The sequence below is a fragment of the Alcaligenes faecalis genome, from assembly GCF_005311025.1.
GTDB lineage: Bacteria > Pseudomonadota > Gammaproteobacteria > Burkholderiales > Burkholderiaceae_B > Alcaligenes > Alcaligenes phenolicus.
In genome coordinates, this window is record NZ_CP031747.1 from 2,359,278 (window position 1) to 2,382,677 (window position 23,400).

20 protein-coding genes are annotated in these 23,400 nt (G+C 55.8%); 10 read left to right on the top strand and 10 right to left on the bottom strand.

Features of this window, described 5'->3' with window-relative positions; translation table 11 throughout:
• The first annotated feature begins 17 nt into the window (after positions 1–17).
• The 5 genes from D0C27_RS10805 to D0C27_RS10825 all read left to right on the top strand — a co-directional run bounded on the left by D0C27_RS10805 (position 18) and on the right by D0C27_RS10825 (position 6,152).
• Positions 18–1,280 (top strand): GTPase, encoded by a 1,263-nt coding sequence (locus D0C27_RS10805; RefSeq protein WP_137430959.1) that lies wholly within the window; start codon positions 18–20, stop codon positions 1,278–1,280.
• Entirely contained in the window at positions 1,280–2,821 is a 1,542-nt protein-coding gene (locus D0C27_RS10810) for a GTPase (protein ID WP_137430960.1), read from the top strand. Before D0C27_RS10805 ends, D0C27_RS10810 begins: the two co-directional genes overlap by 1 nt.
• 365 nt (positions 2,822–3,186) lie before the next feature.
• Positions 3,187–4,029: a ZIP family metal transporter gene (locus D0C27_RS10815; protein ID WP_371477530.1), complete on the top strand. Its 843-nt coding sequence runs from the start codon at positions 3,187–3,189 to the stop codon at positions 4,027–4,029.
• Between the two features lie 290 nt (positions 4,030–4,319).
• A complete protein-coding gene (locus tag D0C27_RS10820; protein WP_137430961.1) occupies positions 4,320–4,934 on the top strand; it encodes an ABC transporter ATP-binding protein in 615 nt (204 codons plus the stop codon).
• A 108-nt stretch (positions 4,935–5,042) separates the two neighbouring features.
• Positions 5,043–6,152 (top strand): class II histone deacetylase, encoded by a 1,110-nt coding sequence (locus D0C27_RS10825; protein WP_009454546.1) that lies wholly within the window; start codon positions 5,043–5,045, stop codon positions 6,150–6,152.
• 46 nt (positions 6,153–6,198) lie between these two features.
• Here D0C27_RS10825 and D0C27_RS10830 read toward each other — a convergent pair whose 3' ends face one another.
• The 7 genes from D0C27_RS10830 to D0C27_RS10860 all read right to left on the bottom strand — a co-directional run bounded on the left by D0C27_RS10830 (position 6,199) and on the right by D0C27_RS10860 (position 14,306).
• Complete coding sequence (locus D0C27_RS10830) at positions 6,199–7,134, bottom strand: helix-turn-helix domain-containing protein (protein WP_060185887.1); 936 nt, start codon at positions 7,132–7,134, stop codon at positions 6,199–6,201.
• A 232-nt stretch (positions 7,135–7,366) separates the two neighbouring features.
• Positions 7,367–7,978: a superoxide dismutase gene (locus D0C27_RS10835; RefSeq protein ID WP_009454542.1), complete on the bottom strand. Its 612-nt coding sequence runs from the start codon at positions 7,976–7,978 to the stop codon at positions 7,367–7,369.
• Positions 7,979–8,031: 53 nt separating this feature from the next.
• Positions 8,032–8,511, bottom strand: coding sequence for a hypothetical protein (locus D0C27_RS10840; RefSeq protein ID WP_021446677.1), 480 nt, complete (start codon positions 8,509–8,511; stop codon positions 8,032–8,034).
• Between the two features lie 303 nt (positions 8,512–8,814).
• Positions 8,815–10,248, bottom strand: coding sequence for a hypothetical protein (locus tag D0C27_RS10845; RefSeq protein WP_137430962.1), 1,434 nt, complete (start codon positions 10,246–10,248; stop codon positions 8,815–8,817).
• Between the two features lie 245 nt (positions 10,249–10,493).
• Positions 10,494–12,416, bottom strand: a complete 1,923-nt coding sequence (locus D0C27_RS10850) for a PIG-L family deacetylase (RefSeq protein WP_137430963.1) — start codon at positions 12,414–12,416, stop codon at positions 10,494–10,496.
• A gap of 167 nt (positions 12,417–12,583) precedes the next feature.
• Entirely contained in the window at positions 12,584–13,747 is a 1,164-nt protein-coding gene (locus D0C27_RS10855; RefSeq protein WP_137430964.1) for an NnrS family protein, read from the bottom strand.
• 79 nt (positions 13,748–13,826) lie between these two features.
• On the bottom strand, positions 13,827–14,306 hold the full coding sequence (locus tag D0C27_RS10860) for a MarR family winged helix-turn-helix transcriptional regulator (RefSeq protein WP_009454533.1): 480 nt from the start codon (positions 14,304–14,306) through the stop codon (positions 13,827–13,829).
• A gap of 413 nt (positions 14,307–14,719) precedes the next feature.
• Here D0C27_RS10860 and D0C27_RS10865 point away from each other — a divergent pair, with 413 nt between their 5' ends.
• Both D0C27_RS10865 and D0C27_RS10870 read left to right on the top strand, forming a co-directional pair.
• Positions 14,720–15,859: an FAD-dependent monooxygenase gene (locus D0C27_RS10865; RefSeq protein WP_009454531.1), complete on the top strand. Its 1,140-nt coding sequence runs from the start codon at positions 14,720–14,722 to the stop codon at positions 15,857–15,859.
• Positions 15,860–16,127: 268 nt separating this feature from the next.
• Positions 16,128–17,444: an MFS transporter gene (locus tag D0C27_RS10870; protein ID WP_060185882.1), complete on the top strand. Its 1,317-nt coding sequence runs from the start codon at positions 16,128–16,130 to the stop codon at positions 17,442–17,444.
• A 141-nt stretch (positions 17,445–17,585) separates the two neighbouring features.
• Here D0C27_RS10870 and D0C27_RS10875 read toward each other — a convergent pair whose 3' ends face one another.
• Both D0C27_RS10875 and D0C27_RS10880 read right to left on the bottom strand, forming a co-directional pair.
• The gene (locus D0C27_RS10875) at positions 17,586–17,855 is read right to left on the bottom strand and encodes a hypothetical protein (RefSeq protein WP_035267915.1); all 270 of its coding nucleotides are present in this window, start codon (positions 17,853–17,855) and stop codon (positions 17,586–17,588) included.
• The gene (locus tag D0C27_RS10880; RefSeq protein ID WP_009454526.1) at positions 17,852–18,655 is read right to left on the bottom strand and encodes a YggS family pyridoxal phosphate-dependent enzyme; all 804 of its coding nucleotides are present in this window, start codon (positions 18,653–18,655) and stop codon (positions 17,852–17,854) included. The genes D0C27_RS10875 and D0C27_RS10880 overlap by 4 nt, the downstream gene beginning before the upstream one ends.
• Positions 18,656–18,732: 77 nt before the next feature.
• Between D0C27_RS10880 and D0C27_RS10885 the strand changes: the two genes are divergently transcribed.
• Complete coding sequence (locus D0C27_RS10885; RefSeq protein ID WP_035267913.1) at positions 18,733–20,040, top strand: aminotransferase class I/II-fold pyridoxal phosphate-dependent enzyme; 1,308 nt, start codon at positions 18,733–18,735, stop codon at positions 20,038–20,040.
• A 101-nt stretch (positions 20,041–20,141) separates the two neighbouring features.
• Here the strand turns inward: D0C27_RS10885 and D0C27_RS10890 are convergent, their stop codons facing one another.
• Entirely contained in the window at positions 20,142–21,011 is an 870-nt protein-coding gene (locus D0C27_RS10890; protein WP_083053673.1) for a DMT family transporter, read from the bottom strand.
• Positions 21,012–21,096: 85 nt separating this feature from the next.
• On the opposite strand from D0C27_RS10890, the gene D0C27_RS10895 reads away from it, so the two are divergent.
• Together D0C27_RS10895 and D0C27_RS10900 are read left to right on the top strand one after the other, a co-directional pair.
• Positions 21,097–21,606 carry a MarR family winged helix-turn-helix transcriptional regulator gene (locus D0C27_RS10895; RefSeq protein ID WP_009454519.1) on the top strand — a complete coding sequence of 170 codons (510 nt, stop codon included), beginning with the start codon at positions 21,097–21,099 and terminating at the stop codon, positions 21,604–21,606.
• A 39-nt stretch (positions 21,607–21,645) separates the two neighbouring features.
• Entirely contained in the window at positions 21,646–23,313 is a 1,668-nt protein-coding gene (locus D0C27_RS10900; protein WP_137430965.1) for a VRR-NUC domain-containing protein, read from the top strand.
• The last annotated feature ends 87 nt before the right edge of the window (positions 23,314–23,400 follow it).

Consider the following 23,400-nt stretch of genomic DNA (forward strand, 5'->3'; position numbering starts at 1 on the left):
AACAAAAGGAAGAGACTATGAATCAGTTGGCACTATCCCTTGATCAAGTATTGGAGCCTGTGTTGGCCGTGTTGCCACAGCGCCGCTGGGATCTGGATCGTTTGCGCGTTCTCTTGCAATTGAACGTGCCGCCAACGGTGACCGTAGTCGGTAAATACAATCACGGCAAAAGTCGTCTGCTCAATGAGTTGATGGGCAGTGATGTTTTCAATGTGGCTGATCGCCGTGAAACTGTCGCATTGGCCGAGCATGTGCATGAAGGGGTGCGCTGGCTGGATGCGCCCGGTCTGTACGCAGACGTGGCCTTGCAGGACGATGCTCTGGCACGTGAAGCCATGGGTTTGCAGGCGGATATTCGTCTGTTCGTCCACGCGGCCAAAGAGGGCGAGCTGGACGCGCTGGAAAGCAATTTGCTGCAAGAGCTGGCCGCAGACCATCAACGCTCCCAGCGTCAGAACCTGATGGTCATCAGTCAGATTGACCAGTTGGCCGATGACGAGCAGCAAGAGAAAGTCCTGGGCGCGATTGCGCAACAGTGTGCCGGCGTGACACTGCACCCCGTGTCCAGCACCCGCTATCGCCAGGGCCGTGATGGTGGCAAGCAGCGCATGCTGGAGAAAAGCGGAATTCCCGCTTTGCAGGCTTCTTTGGAAGCGGCCTTGAAACGTGTGCCGCAAGCCCGCGAGTTCGAGCGTGAAGCCTTGCTGACCGAACTGACGCAAGAACTGAACGCCTTGCAGCAAACGCAAGAGCAAAGTCTGCATAGCCTGCAGCAGACGCAAAAGCAGCAGCACATTGATTTTGTGGACGGTCTGCGCAAGATTCTGGAAGGCATCGAGAAGGATCTGGAGCCGGTGGTCAATGCCCCCGGCGTGGATCATTCCCTGGTGCCGGATACCTTCGAGTTTGGTTTCAAGATGACGGCAGGCAAGCAAGAGCGTGCCCGTTTGCAGATTGCCTATTCGCGTGCGTGTATTGCGATCAATGGGCATCTGGTGGAATACGGTGCCGTAGGCTTGCCAGCGGCCCAACGTACCTCGGTGCGCAGCATGGATACCGTCATGATTGCGGTGATGGGTGTGTCGGTGAAGTACCGAGATGATCTGCGTCGTATTTTCTGCGAGCAGGCGGGTCGCGACAAGCTGGTTCAGGATTTCACCCATTATTTTGAAGTCTCGGATGGCCGTGTTGCTTTGGAGAAGCAGATCGAGGCGACTGAAAATCAGCTTGAGCAAACGCGTCAGGCTTTGGAAGGTCTGTCCACATTGGAGCATGCGTAATGTCGGTGGAAAGCACGTTTATCAAGGCGGTTGCGCAGCTCAATCCTGCCAGTCAGGATATGCAGCCCGCTATTGCCAAGATGGAGCAGTGGCTGGCGGATTTGGGCCAGACGACCGTGGCGCAAGCCTTGTCCTGCACGGCTTTGGCCGAGCAGGGGACATTGGCGCACAGTGCTCGACAACTGAATCAGCAGTTGCAAGAACAAAAAGAGGCCTGGGCGGCTTCCTGGTCTGCATTGGCACCCGCGCAGGAGTTGGCGGATCGTTTCCGCGATCGCATTATGTTGCTGGTGTTTGGCTCCTTTAATGCCGGTAAAAGCTCCTTGTGTAATTTCCTGGCGGACCGCTTTCGTCGTCAGGGTCATAGCGTGGATTTCTTCCGTCTGGCCGATGGGCAGATGCAGCCCATGCCTGAAGGTTTCCAGGAAGGGGCAACAGAAACCACGGTTGCCTTGCAAGGGGTGTGTCTGGGCGAGAAGCTGGTGTTGCTGGATACCCCCGGCTTGCACTCGGCCAATGCGCATAACGCTGCTTTGACACAGCAGTTTCTGGAAAGCACGGATGCGCTCTTGTGGTTGAGCAGTTCCAGCGCACCGGGGCAAGTACAGGAGTTGGGCGATTTGCTGGTGGAATTGCGCCGCAACAAGCCCTTGCTGCCGGTGATTACCCGCAGCGATCGCATCGAGGAAGATGAGATCGACGACGAGATTGTCAAAGTGCTTTGCAACAAGACGGCCGATAACCGCCAGTTGCAGGAAGAGGACGTGATGACGCGGGCAGCGCAGGCCCTGAACCATTGGGGCTTGGGCAGTGACTTGCTCAAACCGGCCTTGTCCCTGTCTGTGCATATGGCGCGCAGTCAGCAGGATGAAGAGCAGGGCTTGGAGCAGGCGGGCTTCGAGCGCTTGTATCTGGCAGTGCAGAACCTGCTGAAGCCTGCCTTGGCATACAAGCAGCGTAAACCTGCCGAGCTGCAATTGCACCATATAGAAGAAGTGATTCTGAGTCCCTTGACGCAAACGCTGGAGCAGGCCGCTACCCAATTGCGTCAGCGTATTGAAGAGCAAACGCTGGTACTGCAAGGAGCCGTGCAAGCTCTGACAGAAGGCACCTGGCGGCGAGTGGTGCCCCAATTGCCCGAAGTACTGGAAAAACATGCCGCCCAGCAAGATGTTGCCGCTGTGCGTACCGAACTTGGCCAGAACTTGAGCGAGGCGTTTGCGGAGTTAAGCCAGACTATCCTGGCGAATTTCCAGTTGATGCAGCCAGACGTGCCGACACTGAATCTGCCTGCGCATATTGGCTATGAAGTGTTCCAGGAGCAGGGGGAAGGGCAAGCGCCGTTGATCGACTACAACCGTCTGTACATGAGCTTGAGTGATGGGGTGATGAATAGTGCCCAGGAGCTGGCGGAACAGGTCGTGGAGCAGGCTGAGCAAAGTCTGGAACAGCTCCAGCAAGAGCTGATTCAATTGGAAAATGCTGTGGCTGAACAGGCCCAGGCTTTGGAGGCAATCAAGCATCAATTGCATACTGCCTGAGCTAGTATTCATTCGGTTTTGCATCGCCATGCAAAGCGCAGATAACAGGCTGGATGGCTGTCAAACCCCAAGCTGATTTCATGGATTGTGGCTTATTTGTTGAAATGCTAATGAGAATTGTTAGCATTTCGATATTTATGTTTTAAATCGAAGATGAAGTCGCTATGATGGTTTGTACAGCATCCATGCCTTTGCAAGAGCCGTTTTACGGCTCTTTGCGTCTGTATCAGGCAAACCTGGATTGCGTAATTTTCTGGGGGCGCACGGCTATGAAACCGAAAACAAGCCACTACTTTTCACCCAATAAGGGAAGCTCGCCTAACTGGCGCCAACACCTGCGCCTGTGGGTTGGACTCATCATCTCCATGGGGGGCGTCTGGGCGCTCTGTCATCAGTTCTGGCTGTACGCACAAGATCACCCGGTGGTCTTGCAGGCCCTGGTGGGCGGCTCCATCGCGGCACTGGCCACAGCACTGGGCACCGTGCCCGTCATGTTTTCTCAAACCATGTCGCAGCGTACGCAAGATACGCTGTATGGCTTTGGGGCGGGGGTGATGCTGGCCGCTTGTGCTTTCTCGCTGGTTCTGCCGGGCCTGGAAGCGGCACAGAACCAGCAAGTGTTTGGCGGTGGTGCCTGGGGCGCGGGCTCCGCCGTGGGCCTGTCCATCTTGTTGGGTGCTGCAGCCTTGATGCTGCTTGATCGCATCCTGCCGCACGAACACTTCATCAAAGGGCGTGAAGGTCCTGGCAGTACGACGTCCACCAAGCTGCGCCGTACCTGGCTGTTTGTGATCGCCATTACGCTGCACAACTTCCCGGAAGGTCTGGCCATTGGCGTGGGCTATGTGGGCAATGAAGGGGTGCGTGCCAATGCGTTGGCTACGGGTATTGCCATTCAGGACGTGCCTGAAGGTTTGGTGGTGGCACTGGCCTTGTTGGCTGCTGGTTATAGCCGTACCTTCTCGGTAGTTTTGGGTATGGCCAGTGGTCTGGTTGAGCCGGTTGGGGCCGTGCTGGGTGCGGTGGCCGTCAGCAGCTCGCTGGTGCTTCTGCCTTTTGGTCTGGGCTTTGCAGCGGGTGCCATGCTGTTTGTGATCAGCCACGAGATCATTCCCGAATCGCACCGGCAAGGACATGAAACCTTTGCAACCGGCGGTTTGATGATCGGTTTTGTCTTGATGATGTTGCTGGATACGGCCTTGGGATAAGCAAGTCCACGCGGAGAAATAGCCTGAACAAGCTTGTCTTGTTTCAGGCTATTTTTTTGGTTTTGGCTGTAGACCCGCGCATGAATGCCTGGCAAGGCTGTGCCCGACAAGGTTTTTGCTCCATAGCTGCTGAACCCTGCATGGCCACAGCACAGCAAGCAGTCCAAACATCAGCCCATAAAGACCTATACTAAGGCCCCTGTTCGGGGCAGTCCCGTACTTGTTTTTTATCCCGCCTCGTCAGAGCATCTTTTGTCTGCCCAGGCGCTTCTTTGGCAGTGATTTCCAGCATGCTACGCATAGACAATCTCAGTAAAAACTATGGCGACTACCCCGTTTTCAAGGGGCTGACTCATACATTTCAGCCTGGCTGCGTGGCGCTCTGTGAAGAAGACAGTACCGGCAAATCTACCTTGCTGAACATCATTGCAGGCTTGCTCGAGCCGGACACGGGGGAAGTGTGGATAGATGGGCAGTCGCTAATGAAAACACCCCGACAAGCCCGCGCTCGTATGGCTTATGTACCCGACAACTGCATGCTGTTTCCGTCCCAGACGGGCCGTGAACTGCTGGCGCAAATCGCCGCAGAAAAGAACACCCATGTGGATGACAATGCGCTGGATCTGGCCTGCCGATTAGGGCTGGAGCCACACTTGGACAAGCGCTTTGAGCAGATGTCGACAGGCACGCGCCGCAAGGTATTTCTGACGGCGGCGGCCTTGGGTGACCCGGCAGTGATCATTGCCGATGGCCCCAGCAATGGCCTGGATACGCAGGCTCGTGCCGCTTTGGCGGAGCAGTTCCAGATCTGGTCGCAAGACCGTGTTGTGCTGTTCGCCAGCTACGATGCCGAGTTGGTTGAGGCTTGCGGAGCAGAAATAATCAATATTGCCGAGCTGGTTTAGACCTTGGGGGGGGCCGTCAGCCCATAAATTCGGCAATCCTACGGATTCTTTCCGCCGTTCAGATCCCTACTATGGTTCTGCCAAACAAACCAAAAGAAAGGAGACGACATGGCAACAGGATATATTTGGAACACTCTTTACGGCTGGGTAGATACGGGGACGGGCAGTCTTGCCTCGGCCAATCTGGGGGCCCGTTTACAACCGATCAGCCACCACTTGGCCCATCCCGATACGAAGCGCCGCTTTCACGAGCTGGTATGCGCCTCCGGGCAAATTGATCATCTGACCAGCATCCAGGCCAAACCTGCACGCGACAAGGATATTTTGCGTGTGCATACGGCAGAGCATCTGGAAAACATGAAGCGTGTCAGTGCCTTGCCAACCGGCGGCGACACCGGCGACGGCATCACCACCATGGGTAATGGCGGCCTTGAAATTGCCATGCTTTCTGCCGGTGGCGCCATTGAGATGGTCAAGAAAGTGGTCAGTCGTGAAGTCAGTAATGGCTACGCACTGGTAAACCCACCCGGCCACCACGCACCCCGTGCTGGTGCGATGGGTTTTTGCATTTTTAATAACACCTCGGTGGCCGCGGCTTATGCCCGTGAGGAGCTGGGCCTGGATCGTGTCGCGATTCTGGATTGGGACGTGCATCACGGTAATGGTACGCAGGATATCTGGTGGAATGACCCTTCGGTTCTGACCATTTCCCTTCACCAGCATCTATGCTTCCCGGCCAATAGCGGTTTTACGACTGAGCGCGGCGAGGGCGAAGGCTTGGGCTACAACCTGAATATCCCATTGCCTCCTGGCGGTGGGAATGCCGCCTACCTCTATGCCATGGAAAAAGTGGTACTGCCTGCGCTGCGCGCCTATAAACCGCAGCTGATTATCGTGGGCTCGGGTTTTGATGCCAGCATGATGGACCCGCTGGCACGCATGATGGTGACGGCTTCCGGTTTCCGTCAGATGGCACGTCAAATTATCGACTGCGCCGAGGAAGTGTGTGAAGGTCGTATCGCTTTTGTGCAGGAAGGGGGGTACAGCCCGCATTACTTGCCATTCTGCGGTCAGGCTGTCATCGAGGAGCTGACCGGTGTACGTACGCTGGCTGATCCTTACGCGGACTTTCTGGGCGGGATGGGCGGCGATACGCTACTGGATGCGGAACGTGCTTGCGTGGACGAAGCCGCAGGCTTGTTGAGCGGTCTACGCTAATACGCTGTGATGTTCATGGTTTGAATGCTACCCCGGACCTTGTCGTTTAATGGCAGAGTGCGGGCACGGCAGCCAGGATAGCACCATGCGCATCCGGCACATACCAGTGATTCAGAGCCGCTTTAACAGCGGCTTCTGTGCGTCTGGTAATGCCCAGCTTGCGCAGCAAGGACGTGACATGCGAATGCACAGTGCGTTCGCTTAAAAACAGACTGGCCGCAATTTCCCGGTCGGTATAGCCCGTTACCAGCCAGCCCAGTACTTGCATTTCCTTGGCACTGAGCGCGGCGGGCAAGGGAGCGGGGACCAGTCGAACCAGAACATCCCCCTTGGGAAAACGCTGTGCTTGCAGTCGATAGCTTCGTTTGCCTTCCAACCAGAACGCTTGCAAGGTTGAGGTCTCCTGGCCCATGAAGGACAAGGCTTTAGCCAGTGCGGGGCTGAATTGGGAGGCATTGGAGAGCATGTCTTCACGCATGATCAGGCTGCCTGCCTGTGGCACCAAATGCAAGACGATGCCGTTTTGCGCGACCATGTTTTGCATGGCCTCTTCCAGCAGGATTTTTGCGCCCAGCGCCAGCGTGCGGACGTGGCGATTGAAGCTGCCGGCCTGTTGGGAAGAAAAGTGAATCATCCCCAGATAGGAATCCCCTCGCTGCAGTTCTACCGTCATGCCATCCTGAAATCCACCACGCAGCAGAGCATCGGTATAGATAGCAGTGCTGCGAAAAGGAGGATCCATGGTGTCCGAGCACTCGGAAATGGAGGGGGGTAGCAAATCGTGGGGAGAGGCTTGCGCCGTAAATCCGGGTGGATAGATTTGCGGAAAGCCTGTCCCCAAGGCAGAGGCACAGTTCAGGTTATAGCCTTCACAATGCAATTCCAGATGCGTACGGCTTTGTGGTGCACAGCCCAGAAGCTGCACCGCATCGAAGTGAAACAGGGAACGTAGGGATTGAATACGATCGCAGAGACTCAACATGTGGGGGCCTGGGGATGTGTGTGGTAAGGGCGCTAACAATCAACATAGCGTTTGGTGATGCACTGCGCAATTGGGCCAAACCCAGGCGTGGATGCTGGACTGTGTAGGGATGTGCCCCTAAAGCCAAAACCCTCCGAAAGTGGAGGGTTGCTTGGAAAGGCGACAAGCTAAAGTGCTTGTTGCTACCTGTCTCCGAGTAAGGCGACAGGGTTTGACGGGGCGTAAAACCGCTTTATTTAACGGCTTCCAGGTATCGTCTTAGCACTTCGGGCCAATTAATCACATTGAAAAAGGCCGCAATGTATTCAGGCCGACGATTCTGATACTTCAGGTAGTAGGCGTGTTCCCACACATCCAGGCCCAGTATGGGCGTGTTGCCGTGCATCAGCGGGCTGTCCTGATTGCCGGTGCTCTCTACCACCAGCTTCTTTTCCGGGGTGACACTGAGCCAAGCCCAGCCACTACCAAAACGTGAGATCGCCGCTTTGGTAAAGGCATCCTTGAATGTCTCGAAACCGCCCAGATCCCGGTCTATGGCATAAGCCAGATCGTTGGGAAGGGTGCTATCGGCATCGGGCGTCATGACGGTCCAAAACAAGCTGTGGTTGGCATGACCGCCACCATTGTTGCGCACGACATTGCGCAGGGATTCAGGCAAGGTGTCCAGCCCGGCTACCAGCTCATCAATAGGCGGGTAGGGCAAGTTGGCCGCTTCCAGTGCCGCATTCAGATTATTGATATAGGTCTGATGATGTTTGCTGTAGTGAATCTCCATGGTCTGGGTGTCGATATGCGGCTCCAGAGCATGGTAGGCATAAGGCAGGGCAGGTAAGGTGTAAGACAAGACGCACTCCTCGATAAACCCCAGGCCGGTGGCGCCTGGGGGACAGAATGAAACTAATGAGAAAAAGAGCGTTCCTGCGGGCTGACCGCCCCTAAGAACAGGGCAGAGCAGGTAGGGACATGATGGGGGTAGCGTCGCGCATAGCGGGCCAGTTCGGCATAAGTGCGGCGGCTGTGTTGCCAGGCAGCCATGCGCCAGTCATCCGCCAGACGGGTATTGGCAGCGGCGCAGCACAAGGTTTCATGAGCTGTGCACAGGTGCAGACCCTGTTCGTCACTTTGACCCAGTTGCTCGCAGGCATCGGCCAGATTCAAATGGGCAATGACCCAGGCGGCAATGGTGGCGTCGGCCCCTTCGCAAGAGCCAAACAGCAGCGGTTTCACATACGCACGAGCTTGCTGATAGTGCGTGATGGCATCGGTGTAATTGTGGGATTGAAAGGCCTGGTTGCCCTGTGTGATCAAATTGCGCCAGGAGGCCAGTTCGTCGCGTTGGGTAAGAGCGTGTTGGGACTGTTGGGCGAGTGTCTGCATGCATTGCTCCTGATAAAAGGTAGCGCATCAATAATGAAATTAATGATAATGATTTGCATTTATATTATCAAGGTAATCCCAAAAGCAAATCGTAAGCAGATCAAACGTCAGGCAAAAAAGGAGGGGGAGCACTTCTTAAAGCCAATATCAGTGCGGCTTTGCGGGCAGGGTGAGCGTGCTTAGGTGTATACCCTGTAGCGTGAAGACTCTTGCCTCAGATCAAGGCCAGGATGGCCGCCAGGCAAGAAAAAAGGCTGAAAGCCCGGGAGCTTTCAGCCTTGATTTCCGCTTGTCTGAACCGTCTTAACGACGTTTTACCGACAGCTCATATTCCATATCCTGGTCGTAACTACCCAAGGACATGGCTTTGACTTCGTATTCGCCCGCTTCCAGCTGGACTTCCAGACGTGCGTTCATGTCGCCGCCGCTATCATCGTCTTCAGCAACGGTTTGACCGTCTTTACGCAGCACCAGGTAGGTATCGAAGATAGGCGAGGTCATGTCAATGACGTAGCTGCCAGGTTGACGTACGGTCAACTGGTAGCTGTCGCTGGTGATGCCTTGCAGCATCAGAGCTTGGCGAGGCTCACCCACACGAATGGTTCCGCCGCCGGCATTGGCAGGGACTTCATCAGCCGAGGCGGACAGGGCAAACAGACCAGCCTGGTTGGAGCCAGAAATCTTCACCTGGTGTTCGCCTGCAGCCAGTACGCCGCGGACGCGTTGTTGGCCGGCTTCATCACCGTATTGGTTGGCACTGGTGGAGTCTACTTCCATCGTGGCCTGGAAGCCTTGGGCGTCCATTTGCACGGTGACCAGTTTGGGTTCGGACAAGGTGAAGCTGTAGGTTTGGGTTTCACCCGTGAACAGGCCGGTTTTGCCATTGCCGTCCAGAGTCAGACTGTCGCCGTTTTTCAGCTCGATCTCGCCGGTCATTTCTTCGGGCTTGATCTCCAGCGAGAAGCCGCCCTGGAAGTTTTGTGCGCCCATGGCCGAGCTGGCCTGCACGATGTATTCGCCGGCTTTCAGATAAACCTGCAGACGTGCATCGGTGCCGCCACCGCTGTCATCGTCCGAGGCCAATTCCATGCCGCGACGATCCATCAGCTTCAGATAGGCGTCCATGCTGTTTTGCTCGGCCTTCATGGCCAGGCTGTACAAGCCGTCCTTGTCGATATTCAAGCGGTAACGCTTCTGGCCGCCCAGTGCCCAGTCATGAATGGTCTGGTCTTGAGTCAAAGGCTCGCCGGTGTAGGCTTTCAGGGTATCGACGACGACCTGGAACGGACCGTAGGAACTGGTGTTGAAGCCGCTGACAACCACTTGGTAGGTGTCGTTGAAATCCGCCTTGAAGCCCAGTGTGGTGGCCTGGCCTTTGGTTTCGCTATCGGGGCAGTCTTCGCAGCGCTGAGTACGAGTGACCAGTTCGCCGTTGCGCAGCACGCTGATTTGCGGGCGCAGGGGGCCACTTACGCTGATCTTGATGATCTGGCCGGCTTCAGCCTTCACATCAAACAGGCTGCTGCGTACGCCATCGCTCAGGTTCAAGAAGCTCTTGCTGGTCAATTCGCCGGAGACGGATTGGCCCAATACCAGGGTTTGAGCAGCACCTATGCTGCTGGGGGCGCTGCTGACCGGGCCGCTGGCCGGTACGGGTACGTTTTTGGCGTAATAAATCGCGCCACCGGCGCCGATGACGACGCCCAACAGGGCTGCAAATAAGGTAGTTGGCTTCATGATCTCTGAAGAGTAGCTAAAAGAGTAAGGCACCGATAAGCCGGCGGCCGTTAGCGGGCGATTGTACTGGAGCTGAGAGAGCCAGCGCACACTGTTGCAACAAGATACTACGATATGGCCCTGGATTCCGGGTTTATGGTTGGGGCTTGGATCAATAACTGGATTCGTTTCCTGGCCCGGCTTTGTCTTGAAAGCCCGGCGCATGCCTGCGTACTTTGTTACGTTTTAAGCGGATGCTTCGCTCCTCAAGGCTGCACATAGTCTTGGCTGATGAAGGCAGGGGCCTCGCTAAAGGATTGTCCACCTCCTGGTGGTGGAGCCTGGGTCAATGCTACTTGCACCCATTTGCCGTGACGGCGTTCCAATAATCGATAGCGCTGCTCGGGACCAATCGGACGACTGGCCAGGTAAAGGGTGCCGTTTTGTTTGTACAGAACGGGCTGGGACGCGGATTGCTTGTCCACTTCCTGTTCCTGCCCTTGATCAAGCAGCACAATGGCACCACCCGGACTCTTTTGAATCGCCACAACAACCTGTTCTTTTTCGCCCAGGCTAAGAGCGGGCGTGCCTACGTAGTTCAAACCCAGATCTTGCGGATGAGACCAGCGTTGCTGGCTGTCTTGGCTCAGGCGCTGCAAGTGCTGGCTTTGGCGATCGCGCATATACAGCTCAATCTGACCTCGCGCATTCAGGATAGAAGCCAGTCCGCCGCTGATGGGAGGGACCGGAACCGCTTGCCAGGCCTGCCATTTCGAATCATTTTGCTGAGAGGTCTGGAAAAGCTGGCCTTGCAGATTGCTGGCAAAGACATGGGTGCGTCCCTGTTTATCCAGGCTTAGAGTGGCGGGGTAGGCGGCCTGATCCAGTGCAGGGAGGGCTTTCCAGGCACTCCAGCCGTAATCAGGCTGGCGGGCGGCGCTCCAGTAAAAGCGGCCATCGGTGCCCATGGCCAAAGCCTGGCTGTCACGGCGGCTGACCATCGGTGTGTGCAGTACGCGTGGGCCGGGTATTTTTTGCCAGGCGAGCCAGTCGTCCTCATCGGGGGCACGGCTGAACCAGACTTGCCCGCTTGCATCGCGTGCAAACAGGCCGGGGCTGCCGTCTGCATACTGGAAGGCGTTCAAGGCATCCGCCGTGCGCCCACCCAAAGTGGTCCAGCGCTGCTCTTGCACATCCCATTGATTGATGGCGTCGTTTTGCTCGCCCGAGACGAAAAAGCTGAGCCTGCCTTCCTTGTCACTTAACAGGCTGGCCGGATAGTCGGCACGGCTGGTGTAGTAACTACGTTGTACCCAGGCGGCGGCAGGACCAGCGGGTTCCTGGCACACAGCGGGGCCTTTGCAGGCGTGTTGATCATGCCAGGCGTAGCGCCGGAAAATCTCGGTTTTGCTGTGAATTTCATTCAAGGTCAGATTGCGGGCCTGTTCTTGAATCGGGTAGTCCACATAGCCAATTTGCGCGTAATTGCCGGGGGCGGCCAGCATGGCTTCCCGAACCAGTCGGGCGCTGGCGATATGGTCCGGGTGCCCGTGTCCGCTACAACGCCAGCACAGCTGGGTGTAAGGCACGGGATTGGTGTCATCCAGATAGCGAACGCTGGTAGGCCGATACAGTCGTATCAAGGCCGCCAGCGTTTGAACCAGTTGCTCGCGGTTCAATGTTTGTTGAGGACTATCCAGTGTTTGTACGGTTTGGCCGGGTACGGATTCTGCACGGCTCAAGGGAGTCAGGCTTCCCCAGCCGGGGCCCAGCCAAGGGTCTTGCAGACGCAAATGACTAAGCTGAATGCCCGGCCTGGCTCGCAAGGTAAATTGCGCGATCGAGGCACTGCCGACCATCAAGCGGGTTTGCTGCCATTCATTGACCAGCCCGGCCATATAGGCATAGGCGGCGCGCACACCTTGCTCGCGGCTATACATATATTCCAGCCCGCCTTTGCGTTCACTGGCGGTCAGATACAGAACCTGCATGCAGCCACCTGCCTGGATATTGCTGGACAGGTCCGGGTTCATGAACAGCAGATCGTCATCCATATGGCCCACGACGACCAGATCCCGGCTGCCGTGACAAGCGTCGGCGGCCTGGGCAGAAAACGACAAGAGCAAAGCACACAGTCCGCCAAGCAGCCTGTGTTTCAGGGAAGGACCAGCCGAAAAGGCGAGATACATGAGGATGAGAGCGCGGAATGAACAAGGATCAGAACGATCCGTCCCGCGTTGCTTGCAGAGGGTGCAAACAACGTGCCTGCTTAGTATAAGCAGGCACGGTCAGGCAGAAAATAAAGATAAACGGTGCCAGGGACTTTGCTTTTTAAAGTGTGGTGCCGACGCTGCGATCAGTTCAATCTGGGGCGAATCAACATGGGGGCAAACTGATGCAGGTAATTGAGCATGGCCAGAATCCAGCATAGGCCAGCCGCATGCAGCAAGGGCAGGCTCCAACTGCTTGGGATCAGGGCCAGCAAGCGCAAGACGCAGGCGGCAATCAGGAAACCGTAACCCAGCACCACTTTGGGTGTGGCACGCAAGGGGCGGCCTAAATGACCCAGGGCAGTACGGGTCAGCATGCCAATAATCATCACGCTGAAACCTGCCAGACCCACAATATGTACCGGCCAGGCTGCGCGCAGAATCCAGCCTGCTTCATATGCCGCAGCACTTAATAGACCCAGTGCCAGACCGGCATAGCCCAGGTACAGAATCCACAGCAGTGGCGTATTGCGGCTGGCCCAGGGTTTCCAGCGTACCCACTGGAAGCAGGCGATCAAGCCCAAAGCAGCCAGAACCAGGGCTAAGGGCAAACGCCAGGGGCTCAGCGACAAGGCAATGGCGATGGCACTCAAGCCCATTTGCCAATGGCCGCTACGAGTTTGAGCAGGCAGGCTCAGGCCCGGCAAGGCGCGCATGGCAAAGAAGGGGATGATGCGACGGGCAATCAGCAAGGTGATCAAGCCCATGGTCCAGAAGCCGCTGTAGAAGTAGGGCATGGGGTCTTGCCCTTGCATCAGGCTGTACATGAACAGCGCATGGCTAAGACCCAAAGCCAGCATGGCTAGCGGAATACCGTAATTGCGCTTGTTGCGGGCGATCAGGATGACGCGCCCCAGTTCAGCTGCGGCAATGGCAAAGAAGAGGGCATCGAGCAGCAATGCCGCCATCATGCCATTGGGAAGTAGCAGGCTGAAGCGCGCCAGAATCCAGATCAGACACAAGGCCCCTAAAGAGGGGCCACGCAAGGTGGGTTGCCCCGTCCAGGTGGCGCTGGCAGTCAGCAAAAATCCCACGGCAATGGTGCCGATAAAGGCCCAGAGCATTTCATGGGCGTGCCAGTACAGGGAAGGGATGGCCGCATTGGCCAGCCATCCGGGCGTATAGAGCCAGAGCGCAATGCTGGCAGCGCCCCAAAGCGTGGCTAAAAGATAGAGGGGACGAAATCCCAGTTCCAGGAATGCGCGCCATTCTGGGCGGGTAGAGGCGGGGGAGGCAGTCAAAGGAGTCATGGCAGATCAGTTATAAGATGTATTTTAAATATATCTTAAAGGCCGAATAAAACATAGTCTCTTCAAGTGATGTTCAGCCTTATTCTTTGTCGCTCATATCCAGGGTGCTGTCTATCATTTTACGCAGAAGATAGACGATGGCCACGCGTTCTGCGGGGTTCAGATTGCCCATGGTCAGTTCGCTGATGGTATGGGCACGAGGGATGACACGATCAAGCAGGTCCAGTCCTTCCTGGGTCAGCTCCACAATGACCTTGCGTCTGTCGTCCTTGTCCGGTGCCAGTTCAATCAGGTTGCGTGATTTCAGGCGCTGAATAATGCCCCGTATGGTGGCCTGGTCGACCGCGGTCGCTTCGACCAGCTCGGTTTGCGAGCTGGGTCCATGGTCGCGCAGAGCGCAGAGCGTCACGAACTGAATCGCAGTTAGTTGGCTGTCGCCCACGTAATGCTGAAAGATGGCCGTATGCCGCTGGCCCGCCTTGCGCAGCAGGTGGCCGATTTGTTCGGTGACATCGTAGGACAAGGTTTGAGGCTCAGAAACGGGGGAGGTAGGCTGCATAGTCTTTCTGTCTTGTTGTGGAATGGGCAGGCCAGTTAAAGAACAACTGAGCAAGTATACCTTCCCGAGGACCGGTTCACGTCTGATCCAGATCAGTTATTTCGCGTTTAAAGTATCTGTTATTTCAGGGTGTGCACCGCAATAAATGAGTCTACACACTGTTAAATCGGAAGATTAAATAAATTTGAAGTACGGATATTCAAGGCTCGTTTTTGTTTTTGATTTTTTAATTAACTTGTTGATATTGTTGTTTTAATAGCTTGTTTAAAGCTTCTTTATAGGCTGTTTAAATCCCCTTTGGATAGGTATAAACCCTAGCTCAATCACCTGTTTTCATGCTTAAACTTAGTGTGTACACTACTAAAAAACATGTGGTGAGCACTTTTGATGAGTGCCGTGATTTGGAGCTAACGATGGAAAAAACAGTCAAGATTGCGATTGTAGGGGCCGGTCTTGGCGGAGCCGCTGCGGCGACTCTGTTGCAGCAAGCTGGCTTTGAGGTAGAAGTATTTGAGCAGGCGCCAGAATTCTCGCGTTTGGGTGCCGGTATCCACGTGGGCCCCAACGTGATGAAGATCTTCCGCCGCATGGGTCTGGAAAAAGCGCTGGACGATATGGGTTCGCACCCGGATTTCTGGTTCAGCCGTGATGGCGAAACGGGTGACTACCTGTCCCGTATCCCTTTGGGTGAATTTGCCAAGAAAGAATACGGTGCGTCGTACATCACCGTGCACCGTGGCGATATGCACGCTTTGCAAATTGACAGCATCAAGCCGGGCACCGTGCACTTTGGCAAGCGTTTGCAAAATCTGGTGGACCGTGGTGACGACGTTTTGCTGGAATTTGCCGATGGCACCAGCGTAACGGCTGACATTGTGATTGGTGCCGATGGCATCCACTCCAAGATCCGTGAAACCCTGCTGGGTGTAGAAGACCCGATTTACAGCGGCTGGGTGGCACACCGTGCCCTGATCCGTGGCGAAAACCTGGCCCGCTTTGCCGACGAGTTCGAGGACTGTGTGAAATGGTGGACAGACGACCGTCACATGATGGTGTACTACACCACTGGCAAACGTGATGAATACTATTTTGTGACTGGCGTGCCACATCCTGCCTGGGATTTTCAGGGTGCTTACGTAGACAGCTCGCAAGAAGAGATGCTGGCCGCATTTGAAGGCTATCATTCCACGGTTCAGAATCTGATCAAATCGACTGAAAGCATTACCAAGTGGCCATTGCGTAACCGTAATCCGTTGCCTTTGTGGAGCCGTGGTCGTTTGGTCATGTTGGGCGATGCATGTCACCCCATGAAGCCTCACATGGCTCAAGGTGCTTGCATGGCGATTGAAGATGCCGCCATGTTGACGCGCTGCTTGCAAGAGACCGGCTTGTCGGATTTCCGTACGGCTTTCGATCTGTACGAGCTCAACCGCAAAGAGCGTGCGACTCGAGTTCAGTCTGTCTCCAACGCCAATACCTTCTTGCGCACGCAAGAAGATCCGGCCTGGGTTTACGGCTACGACCTGTACGGTCAGGACCTGAAGTCCAGCTAAGCAGTGCACGGTGCTGAGTCCGGGAGCGATCCGGGCTCAGCGCATCAATCTGATCGGGTCCCGCTGTGTCTGACCTGTCTCTATAGATAGAGCAGGCATGTCCAGCAGGGAGTCACCGTTGATACATCATTCTTCATCTGTAAACGGTCTGCAGCCCAATGGGGGGAATGCGGACGCGTTCAGGGCCCTGCTGTGTTCTGTCAGGCGCTGTTCTTAGACAGTTTTCTGGTTCACCAGGCATACCAATAATTATCTGGAGATATACAAGGTGCATTCATCCATCCAAAGTCCCACGGCTGTGCCTGCAGGTCGGGACGGAAACGGAGATCTCTATAAGAAGATCGTCTGGCGTCTGATCCCCTTTCTGTGCTTTTGTTATTTGGCTGCTTATCTGGACCGCATCAACGTGGGTTTTGCCAAGCTGCAGATGCTCGATCATTTGCAGTGGAGTGAAACGGCCTACGGTCTGGGTGCTGGCCTGTTCTTTCTGGGCTACATCCTGTTTGAGGTACCTAGCAACCTGATTCTGGAACGTGTGGGTGCCAAGCTGTGGATTGCCCGCATCATGATCACCTGGGGTCTGCTCTCTGGCCTGACCATGTTTGTCACCTCGCCGACGCAGTTCTACATTCTGCGTTTTGTGCTGGGTGCGGCAGAAGCCGGTTTCCTGCCAGGTGTGTTGTATTACCTGACCCTTTGGTTTCCTACTTACCGACGCGGCAAGATCATTGCCTTGTTCATGATTGGCCTGCCTTTGTCCAGCGTGATTGGTGGTCCTTTGTCCGGCTGGATTATTGGTCACTTTGATCACATGAACGGTTGGCGTGGTTGGCAGTGGCTGTTCCTTTTGGAGGCGATTCCTAGCGTGCTGCTCGGTTTCCTGACTTTCTGGGCCTTGCCAAACAACTATCAGTCTGCGAAATGGCTGAGTAATGATGAAAAATCTCGTCTGGCTGCTGACCTGGCTGCCGACGATGCCGAAGGCAAGGGCGTCAAGCACAGCTTTAAAGATGGTTTCTTCAACCTGAAAGTGTGGATGCTGGGCGGGATCGACTTCTCCATTCTATTGGGTACCTACTCCATCAGCTTCTGGATGCCGTCCTTTATCCGTGCGGCAGGTGTGCAGGATCCTTTCCAGATTGGCTTGATGACGGCGATTCCATCGCTGGCCGGTGTGGTGGGCATGCTGATGATTGGTGCGAGCTCGGACCGTTGCCGTGAACGCCGTTGGCACTTGATCGTGCCGCTGACTATCGGTGCGGTTGCGCTGGTTGCCAGTACCTTTGTGGCTCATCATGCCTGGTTGACCGTTCTGGCCTTTACCGTGGCTTCGGCTGTGATTATGGGTGCTGTGCCTGTGTTCTTCAGCTTGCCAGCGACGTTCCTGAAAGGCACTGCCGCAGCGACCGGTTTTGCTCTGGCATGTTCCTTGGCTAATATCGCCGGTCTGGTCAGCAACTCCCTGATTGGTTGGGTGACCGACCTGACAGGCTCGGGCAGCGCCGCTTTGTGGCTGTTTGCCGGTAGCTTGATGGTGAGCTGCTTGTTGGCATTCGCCTTGCCAGCCAAACAGGTGAACCGCTAAGTCTCCGTTCACTCCTGTTGTCTGAAACACAAAAAACATACCCGGCTGTTCGCCGGGTATGTTTTTTTATGGTTGCGGCGTCTTGGGTACGCCGCTTTGCCGAATCAGGGTAGTAGGCTTGTGGCCGGGTACCGATCAGATTCAGGCAGTAACTTTGCTGCCTTGCTGTAACCAGGCTTGCAAATCAACGGTCTCGTACAGAACCTGTGCGCTGAGCACGCGCAAGCCATGCGGTCCGCTATCCAGGATGCGGTGTTCGCCTTTGGCTTGTTGCAGTTCCAGCTCGCTGTCAGGTAGCGTCATCAGGTGGCGAGCCACGGTAATCAACTGCTCGGGCGGGCAGCAGGGGCTGGACTCAAAGTGTCCGATTTCTTTACCGTTTTGGCGGATGATCAGGCGTAGTGGATTCATGATGTTGTTGCCGTATCGGAGACGGGCCAGTAAAAGTTATTGGGCGTGGCGCGAGCACCAAAAATGGCTTGTCCAACGCGCACAATCGTGGAGCCTTCGGAAATAGCGACTTCATAGTCACCCGACATACCCATGGACAGCTCACGGATGTTTTCCGCGTGGGCAATGTCATTGCGCAATTGATCGCGCAAATTGCGCAGCAGGGCAAAACAAGGCCGTACCCGTTCCGGGTCAGCGTCCATCAAGGCCAAGGTCATCAGGCCTTTGACTTTCAAAGCAGAAAACTGTGGTAATTCGCGCACAAAAGCATGGACTTCTTCCGGGGGTAAACCGAACTTGCTGTCCTCGTTGGAGGTGTTTACCTGCACGAAAACGTCCAGACTGCGGCCTTCAATTTGCAAGCGGCGGTCCAGGGCTTCTGCGGTCTTGAGCTTGTCCAGTGCATGAAATTCAGAAGCAAAGCGTGCAACGGACTTGGCTTTATTGCTTTGCAGGTGTCCAATAACAGCCCATTCCAAATCCGGTAGTTCTTCGCGCAGGGCTTCGTACTTGCCTTCGGCCTCTTGCACCTTGTTCTCGCCCAGCAGGCGACAACCGGCCTGGTAAGCCAGGCGGATGCGGTCAATTCCGAAGGTTTTGCTGACGGTGAGCAAACGTACATCGCCAGCGGCACGCCCGTAGCGCACGCAGGCGGCATCAATTCTTTGTTGTACCAGGGCAATGCGTTCCCGAAATGCCTCTACACTGGTGGAGGTGGGATAATGCTCGGTGTGAAGTAGATCAGGGGCGGATTCGGACATGGCGCACCAGTAAGGAAGAAAAAAAAGATAAACTCGACCCTGCGGGTCGCGCATAAACTATTATGTCATAGGTCAAAATGAATATCCAGGGAAGCAATGCGAAGGAACTTTTCGATGATATCCGACAGCAAGTGGCACTGGGGCGAATCGCTCCGGGCCAGATTTTGCCGCCGGTACGCGAACTGGCTCAAACACTGGGCTTGAACCGCAATACGGTTGCCCTGGCATACAAGCGCCTGGTCTCGGCCGGGGTGGCCGATGCACAAGGCCGTCGCGGTACACGGATTCGTGAGGCGATCCGGGAGCTGGCGCGGGAAGGGCATGGGGCCAGCTCGGCTTTGCAGGATCTGGCCAGTGGCAATCCGGCGCCAGGCTATTTGCCTGCACCTACCCAATTGATAGCTGGGGTGCGTGGTCAAACCCAGGCTTTGTACGGCGCCGACCCGTTGGTGCCCGAATTGCGCGCCGTATGTCAGCAGGTGTTCCATAAAGACACCCCCCCCGATACCGATTACCACGTCAGTTACGGCGCAGTCGACGCGATCGAGCGCTTGCTGCAAGCCTTTTTGCTGGCGGGCGATAAGGTCGGGATTGAAGATCCCGGCTACCTGAACAGCATCAACTCCGTGCATACGCTGGGCTACAAGCCAGTGGGTATTGCTGTTGATAGTGAAGGGATTGTGCCGGCCTCGCTGGAGGCGGCTTTGGAAGATGGTCTGCGCGCCTTGATTCTGACCCCGCGTGCGCACAACCCTACGGGATGTTCCTTAAGCCGTGCCCGTGCCAAGCAGATTGAGCAAATTCTGAAGCAGTATCCCGAATTGTTGCTGATGATTGACGACCACTTCTGGATGCTGGCCAGCAGCCCTTATCGAAATGTGATTCCTGCCGATCATTTGCGCTGGGCCTTGATCCGTTCGGTGTCCAAAGGCCTGGGCCCGGATTTGCGCGTGGCTCTGGTCGCGTCAGACCTGCAAACCAGCGAGCGCTTGTCGCAACGTCTGGCTTCGGGGGCTCAGTGGGTCAGCCATCTGTTGCAGCAAATGGTGGTTCATGGGCTGACCGATGCCGACATCAAGGCGCAGACTCGTGTTGCACAAGCCGCTTACGTACAGGCTCGCATCGATCTGATGCAAGCCCTGAAAAAGCAGGGCATTCCTTTTTGGGATAGCGAGGAAGGCTTCAATCTGTGGATTCCGCTGGATCGGGAAGCCGAGCCGGTACTGGCAGGCTTAGCCGCACGTGGCTGGCTGGTTCGATCCGGCCAAGTCTTTGGGGTGAGCAACCCCGCTCAAGGCTTGCGTGTCAGTTTTGCGAATCTGAATGCCAAAGACGCTCAACGCTTTGCAACCGATTTAGCTCAAGTTCTGCAAGAACGCTATTAGTCACTATCTTGCTGCTTCTAGCGGAGTGGCAAGATAGTGAACTCTCTTACGCGCCCATCCAGATAGTTAATAGGGGCGCTATTTTTATGGGCGCGAGATGCTTATTTGGCGGGACGATTGCTGATCCACTGCACCGCCAGCACACTGCCCATCACCAGAATAATGCCCAGCAGGCTGGAGCCTGTCATGGCCTGACCCAAAATCAGCCACCCCAGAATTACAGCGGTCAAAGGGCTAAGCAGACCCAGCGAAGACACGGCCACAGAGGGTAAAACGGCTATCCCTCGGAACCACAGGGTATAGGCCAGGAGTGCACCGACCAGACACAGGTAGAGATAGCCACCGATTTGCACGCCGCTCAAGGAACTGTCCAGCGGTGGGTCCAGCCACAAGGCCAGAGGGGCCAGCATCAGTCCACCCAGCATCAACTGCCAGGCCGTGAAGGCCAGAATGGGCATGCCACTGCGCCAGCGATGCGACAGGTACGTGCCCAAGGCCATGCATAGGGCCCCGACAATGGCCGCGACCATGCCCCAGGTATCCCATTGGCTCTCTGGCGATAGCAGCAAAATACCCATGCCGATAATACCGATCACGCAGGCGACCAGTGCCATGGTCACCGGACGTTTGCCTTCCAAAGCCCAGGCCAGGCCAATCACCACCAAGGGTTGAGCCGCACCCACAACGGCAGCCAATCCACCCGGCAGGCGGTAGGCCGCAACGAATAGCAAGGCTTGAAATGCCCCGATGTTCAAGGCTGCCAGAATCAGGGTCTTGCCCCAGTCGCCTGGGGCGGGCATGCGTCGGCTCCACAAGAGCAGCATCACGCCAGCGGGAAAGCAGCGCAAAAAGGCCGCGATAAAAGGGCGGTCGGGGGGCAGAATTTCTGTGGTCACAATGTAAGTGGAACCCCAGATGGCGGGACCTAGTGCGGTCAAGGCCGTCACCAGCCAAAGAGAAAGTCGGTTCATGATGAAAGTATCTTGATATCGAGATAAATGCCAGTGTAGGGATGATTTATCTTAATATCAAGATAAATATCGAAATCGAGAAATCATGAGCGAAGAACACGACGCGGTAGACCTGATCATCAATCAATGGCGCGAGCAGCGGCCAGACTTGCAGAACCTGGACGCCATGGCCTTGCTGGGCCGCATGACACGCTGCTTTCAACTGGTCCAAAAACAAATGAGCGAGAACTTCAGGCGTCACGGCCTGCAGCTGGGCGAATTTGATGTGCTGGCCAGTCTGCGCCGCTCCGGCCCGCCGTATACCTTGGCGCCTACCGCCTTGTTTTCCACCTTGATGGTTAGCTCCGGCACCATGACGCATCGCTTGCAGGGCCTGGAAAAGCAGGGCTTGATCGAACGCATTGCTGACCCGGAAGACGCCCGCCGTATTCTGGTGCGTTTGAGCCCTGCGGGCCTGGCCTGTGTAGATGCGGTCGTGGTGGATCATTTGGCCAATGAAGAAAATTTGTTGGAAGGGCTGGATGCCACGCAGCGCCACAACCTCAATACCTTGTTACGGGACTGGATGCGCTTGTTGGAGTCGCGCCCGGCTTGAAGGAGTGCTAAAGTAGCTGGATATATACACAGCCTGCTTATGATTCCGCCCGAGCTTCCTCCTTTTTATTATCTGCACAATTTCCACCAGGTTTTGCAGTGGGTACAGCACGCCAGTTCCGACCTGCTGGAGCCTGAACACGTCCAATGTGGCCATCGTTTTGGACATGCTTCCCAGCCTGCGCAAGCCTTGCTGGTACGCTTGCTGATGCGTAAAGGCCCGGTGTTCCGTATCGACAAGCTGCGTTATGCCGAGATCGAAAATCTGGAAGAGGCCGTGCAAGAGCTGGCGGCCTGCGAGCTGATAGAAACCGATCCTGAGCTTGATCTGGAAACGTTGTTTGCTGTCCATACCGTTCCCGAGCTGCGCCGCTTGTTCAGTGAGCTGCCAGCCACCGGGCGCAAGTCAGACTATCTGGAATGGATTGGCCAGACGCAGGGTGAACAGGCCCGGCCTTTTACGCAGTGGTGCACAGATCCTGGCCTGCAAGCCCCGACGCTTCGTCTCTCACCACAAGTCATGCATTGGGCGCAGCGTTTGCAACTGCTGTTCTTTGGCAATCATTACCAGGACTGGTCCGAGTTCGTGCTCAGCGATCTTGGCTTGTATAGATACGAAACTGTGATTCTGGATCAGTCTAGTCGGGCGTTTCGACATAATGAGGACGTGCGCCTGTATGAAGCCTTGTCCGAGCTGCGTGATGCGCAAGACGAGGCCGATCCAGATCTGTGGGCCCAACGTTTTGCCGCTGTTCAGGCTGTTGAGACCGACAGTGATTGGCTTCAACGACGCAAGGCGAAAACCCTGTTTCAGCTAGGCCAGCAAGCCGAGCGCCAACATTGGTGGCCGTTGGCCGAGCAAGCCTATGTGCAGACCAACTGGCCGGGCGCCCGTTACCGTCAATTGCGGGTGTTGGAGCGTCAGGACAAGCATCAAGGGGCCTGGCCCTTGTTTTGTCAGGCGTGGGAGCAGCCCGAAAATGAGAGTGAAACCCAGAAGCTGCTGCGTATGCTGCCCCGGCTGCGTCGCAAACTGGCGGTAGAAGCTCCGCCCAGCTCGCCATCCACTAAGCCCACAAGCCGCACGCAGCGTAGTGATCTGGTTTTGTTTGATGACGGCAATCGGGTCGAATCCCAGGTGTTGGCCCATTGGGATAGTCCCTTGGCTCCGGTTTTTTACGTAGAAAACGCCTTGTTTCCGGCCTTATTGGGATTGTTGAGCTGGGATGCCATTTTCGCTCCCTTGCCCGGTGCATTTTTCCACCCTTATCAAGCCTGTCCGGCCGATTGGGGTAACCCGGACTTTGTGTCGCGCAGGCAAAACTTGTTTGATCAATCTTTAAGTGTGCTGGATGGCGCAGACTATAAAACCGTGATCAGGCAACGATGGCAGCAAAAGCGCGGCATACAGTGTCCCTTGCTGATCTGGCCTGCCCTGAACGAATCCTTGATCGAACAGGCCTTGCATTGCATCCCCGCCCAGCATTTGCAGCTGGTGTTCAAGCGTATCTTGCAGGATTGGCGGGACAACCGTTCCGGTTTGCCGGATTTGGTGCGCTTCATGCCCGCCCAGCAAAGCTATGAATTGATTGAGGTAAAAGGCCCCGGAGACCGCTTGCAAGACAACCAGCGGCGTTGGTTAAGTTATTTCGAGCAACATGCCATCCCTGCGCGTGTCTGCTATGTGACCCGGCCTGAATCGCCATGAAAGCCTGGACGGTAGGTGTACGAGCCTTATGCGAATTTACTGCACGTAGCGGGGATCTGGACCTGCGCTTTACGCCTGCGACCACAG

Bases quoted from the DNA above. Each gene is read 5' to 3' on its own strand.
- D0C27_RS10805 (WP_137430959.1), top strand. From the start codon at position 18: ATGAATCAGTTGGCACTATCCCTTGATCAAGTATTGGAGCCTGTGTTG.
- D0C27_RS10810 (WP_137430960.1), top strand. From the start codon at position 1,280: ATGTCGGTGGAAAGCACGTTTATCAAGGCGGTTGCGCAGCTCAATCCT.
- D0C27_RS10815 (WP_371477530.1), top strand. From the start codon at position 3,187: ATGGGGGGCGTCTGGGCGCTCTGTCATCAGTTCTGGCTGTACGCACAA.
- D0C27_RS10820 (WP_137430961.1), top strand. From the start codon at position 4,320: ATGCTACGCATAGACAATCTCAGTAAAAACTATGGCGACTACCCCGTT.
- D0C27_RS10825 (WP_009454546.1), top strand. From the start codon at position 5,043: ATGGCAACAGGATATATTTGGAACACTCTTTACGGCTGGGTAGATACG.
- D0C27_RS10830 (WP_060185887.1), bottom strand. From the start codon at position 7,134: ATGTTGAGTCTCTGCGATCGTATTCAATCCCTACGTTCCCTGTTTCAC.
- D0C27_RS10840 (WP_021446677.1), bottom strand. From the start codon at position 8,511: ATGCAGACACTCGCCCAACAGTCCCAACACGCTCTTACCCAACGCGAC.
- D0C27_RS10845 (WP_137430962.1), bottom strand. From the start codon at position 10,248: ATGAAGCCAACTACCTTATTTGCAGCCCTGTTGGGCGTCGTCATCGGC.
- D0C27_RS10850 (WP_137430963.1), bottom strand. From the start codon at position 12,416: ATGTATCTCGCCTTTTCGGCTGGTCCTTCCCTGAAACACAGGCTGCTT.
- D0C27_RS10855 (WP_137430964.1), bottom strand. From the start codon at position 13,747: ATGACTCCTTTGACTGCCTCCCCCGCCTCTACCCGCCCAGAATGGCGC.
- D0C27_RS10860 (WP_009454533.1), bottom strand. From the start codon at position 14,306: ATGCAGCCTACCTCCCCCGTTTCTGAGCCTCAAACCTTGTCCTACGAT.
- D0C27_RS10865 (WP_009454531.1), top strand. From the start codon at position 14,720: ATGGAAAAAACAGTCAAGATTGCGATTGTAGGGGCCGGTCTTGGCGGA.
- D0C27_RS10875 (WP_035267915.1), bottom strand. From the start codon at position 17,855: ATGAATCCACTACGCCTGATCATCCGCCAAAACGGTAAAGAAATCGGA.
- D0C27_RS10880 (WP_009454526.1), bottom strand. From the start codon at position 18,655: ATGTCCGAATCCGCCCCTGATCTACTTCACACCGAGCATTATCCCACC.
- D0C27_RS10885 (WP_035267913.1), top strand. From the start codon at position 18,733: ATGAATATCCAGGGAAGCAATGCGAAGGAACTTTTCGATGATATCCGA.
- D0C27_RS10890 (WP_083053673.1), bottom strand. From the start codon at position 21,011: ATGAACCGACTTTCTCTTTGGCTGGTGACGGCCTTGACCGCACTAGGT.
- D0C27_RS10895 (WP_009454519.1), top strand. From the start codon at position 21,097: ATGAGCGAAGAACACGACGCGGTAGACCTGATCATCAATCAATGGCGC.
- D0C27_RS10900 (WP_137430965.1), top strand. From the start codon at position 21,646: ATGATTCCGCCCGAGCTTCCTCCTTTTTATTATCTGCACAATTTCCAC.